Origin of the sequence: Streptomyces beijiangensis (genome assembly GCF_017315755.1) — a bacterium.
GTDB classification, from domain to species: domain Bacteria; phylum Actinomycetota; class Actinomycetes; order Streptomycetales; family Streptomycetaceae; genus Streptomyces; species Streptomyces beijiangensis.
The window spans coordinates 1-2540 of sequence record NZ_JAFLRJ010000689.1; the positions used below are offsets into that span (position 1 = coordinate 1).

A 2540-nucleotide genomic window follows, 5' to 3' on the forward strand; every position below is an offset into this window, starting at 1 on the left:
GGCGAGCCGCTCCTGGCCCGCTGGACCTCCCTGCGGGCCAGGAGCGGCTCGCCGGGTTCCGTGACGGGATGGAGCGCGGTGGCATCCCCTACGTACCGATCGCCGAGGGCGGCTTCACGCTCGACAGCGGGGCGCGGGCCATGGCCAGGCTGCTGGGTGAACACCCGGACATCGACGCGGTGTTCGCGGCGAACGACCTGATGGCCCAGGGGGTGTGCCAGGTCCTGCGGGAGCAGGGCAGACGGGTGCCCGAGGATGTCGCGGTGGTCGGTTTCGACGACTCGAGCGTCGCGGTCACCTGCACGCCGCAGCTGACCACGGTGCGCCAGCCGGTGGAGGAGATGGCCGCGAAGATGGCGCAGCTGCTCCAGGAGTGTGTGGAGGGAACCCGTACCGAGCCGACCTCGGTGATCTTCGAACCGGAGCTGGTGGTACGGCAGTCGGCGTGAGCGTCAGCGGTCGAGTTCCTGCTGGATCCGGCGCGAGGGCCGGAAGGTGTAGAGGCCGAGGATGTCCGGCGGCTCGGCGAGGCCGGGGCCGCCGTTCGTGACCCAGGCGGTGATGTCGGCGGCGGCGCCGGGGTCGTTCACCTGGCCGAGCCACACCGGGCGGCCACCGGCGCGGCGGCCTTCGGGCGACGGCTGGACGACGATGACATTGGCGCGTTCGCACGCGTCGAGGCAGTCGACCCGCCGGACCAGCGCCACACCCGTCAACGATGTGCGCAGATCGGCGAGTTGGGCCTCATGGTCCAGGTGCGAGACCTTGGCGGCCGAGCCGCAGCAGCAGTCGCGGCAGACGGTCACCGTGGGCCGGGCCGCAGGGATCGTGGGCATGGTGAAGGGGCCCTTCGGGCTTCATCGGACTTCAGAGGTGTGATGCGAGGGGGCCGGGGACCGGTCCGTACGGCAGCCTGAGCCCATGACCCGCGGGATCCGCCGGGGAGACCCGGCGGATCCCGCGTGGGGCACGGTCAGTTGACGGACGCAGCGGTCCGTCCGACGGACTGGCTCCCACGGGGCGCCGCAGCGGCCTTCGGGACGAGCAGACGCTCGGCGAGATGACCGAAGAGCAGGCCGAAACCGGTCCACAGGGTCAGCTGGATGGCCAGGGCCGACAGCCGGAACTGCCACAGCAGTGTCGCCGGGAAGTCCTTGGGAACCTCATTGATCGCCGGCAGGAACGCGTAGGCGATGCCGATGGCGACCAGGAAGGCCGCACCGGCGGCGACGGTGGCGTTCCAGTTGCCGAGCCGGGGCGCCAGACGCTTGCCGAGGACGATCGCCCCGACCGTGAGGAGCACGCTGAGCGCGATCATCAGGAAGTACAGCGTCGTGCGTTTGCCGATGGTGTCGGCATCGCCGACGGACGGCGGATTGGCCGGATACTTCAGGAACGGTACGACGTACACGCTCAACAGCGCCCCGACGGAGACCAGCGCGGCAGTGCCCCGCGGGCCGAACCGGCCGATGCGGCCCAGGGCGAAGCAGAACGCCAGGGCGGCGATCCCGCCGACGGCGATCCCGAAGAGCAGGACGCCCGTCGCGAGTCCGGCCGTGGACTGCAGTGAGCGGCTGACCATCTCCTCGCCGTGCTCATGGGTATGGGCGCCCTCGTAGGCGATCGCCGAGTCCACCCGGGGTTCCCCGAGCAGATAGGCGACCACCAGGGCCAGGACGCCGGCCGCGAGACCGGCGAGCATGCCGCGCACCAGAAGGGCGCGGACAGATATGGAGTTCACGCGTGGGTCCCCCTCTTCCGAGTCACGTCTCAGTGGCAGGGGAAGCCGAGAAGGTGGCGTCCGTCGTGGACCCACTCGTGGACGTTCTCGCCGGAGATCAGCGAGGTGGCGCCCTGTTCGGCGCCGACGAAGTACAGCAGTACCAGCATGAGGATCCCGAAGAAGACCGCCCAGGGGGCGATGGCCTTCAGGGAAATGGGGGTGATGGCCGGGGTGTCGACGGCGCTGGGCGCAGCAATCTGTGCCATGGCAGAACCTCCTGGGGGAACACGCGTCCCGATCGTGGTGCCTGAGACGAAGATGCCGGGTCTGACTTCCCGCACAGGTGCGGGTTCACAGTGGCGCGACCGTGCCGGGATTCCACCGGACTTCCGTCTACACCTTCGTCGTGTCCTCGGGACCGTACCGCCTGACGGACCTGGAGCGCTACGGCGCAGGGGGGCGCGACGCAGCACGTCAACGCCCGTGATGTGCTGGGGGACATGGGCAGTGCGGGGCGGGAGGCGCTGGAGTGACAGTACGGGTGATCTTGGTCTCACCGGACATCGGCACGGCGTCGCGCGACGCCCGGTTCGACGGCGGCGCGGAGCCGGAAGAAGCGGCGGAGGCTCTCGTACGGCGTGCGCGGGGTCTCGCGGGGGCACTGCCGGCCGCGGACCGGCAGCTGTGCGGTCCTTCGCCGGGCTGCCGTACGACGGCGGAGGCCCTCGGGCTCCTGGCCCGTACCGAACCGGCGCTCGGGGACTGGGACATGGGCCGTTGGCGCGGACGGCGGCTCGACGAGGTGAGCGCGGAGGAG

4 protein-coding genes and 1 pseudogene are annotated in these 2540 nt (G+C 70.7%); 2 read left to right on the plus strand and 3 right to left on the minus strand.

Annotated features, from left to right (window positions below; all coding sequences use genetic code 11):
• On the plus strand, positions 1 to 449 hold a 449-nt coding region (locus J0695_RS38335; protein WP_206969463.1), incomplete at its 5' end, for a LacI family DNA-binding transcriptional regulator.
• Positions 450 to 452: 3 nt separating this feature from the next.
• On the opposite strand, the gene J0695_RS38340 is transcribed toward J0695_RS38335, so the two are convergent.
• From J0695_RS38340 to J0695_RS38350, 3 genes are all read right to left on the minus strand, one after another.
• The gene (locus tag J0695_RS38340; RefSeq protein WP_206969465.1) at positions 453 to 836 is read right to left on the minus strand and encodes a (2Fe-2S) ferredoxin domain-containing protein; all 384 of its coding nucleotides are present in this window, start codon (positions 834 to 836) and stop codon (positions 453 to 455) included.
• Positions 837 to 973: 137 nt separating this feature from the next.
• Positions 974 to 1741 carry a CbtA family protein gene (locus tag J0695_RS38345; RefSeq protein ID WP_206969467.1) on the minus strand — a complete coding sequence of 256 codons (768 nt, stop codon included), beginning with the start codon at positions 1739 to 1741 and terminating at the stop codon, positions 974 to 976.
• A 29-nt stretch (positions 1742 to 1770) separates the two neighbouring features.
• Complete coding sequence (locus tag J0695_RS38350; RefSeq protein ID WP_206969469.1) at positions 1771 to 1989, minus strand: CbtB domain-containing protein; 219 nt, start codon at positions 1987 to 1989, stop codon at positions 1771 to 1773.
• A 275-nt stretch (positions 1990 to 2264) separates the two neighbouring features.
• On the opposite strand from J0695_RS38350, the pseudogene J0695_RS38355 reads away from it, so the two are divergent.
• Positions 2265 to 2540: pseudogene (locus tag J0695_RS38355) on the plus strand (histidine phosphatase family protein); the annotation flags it as partial.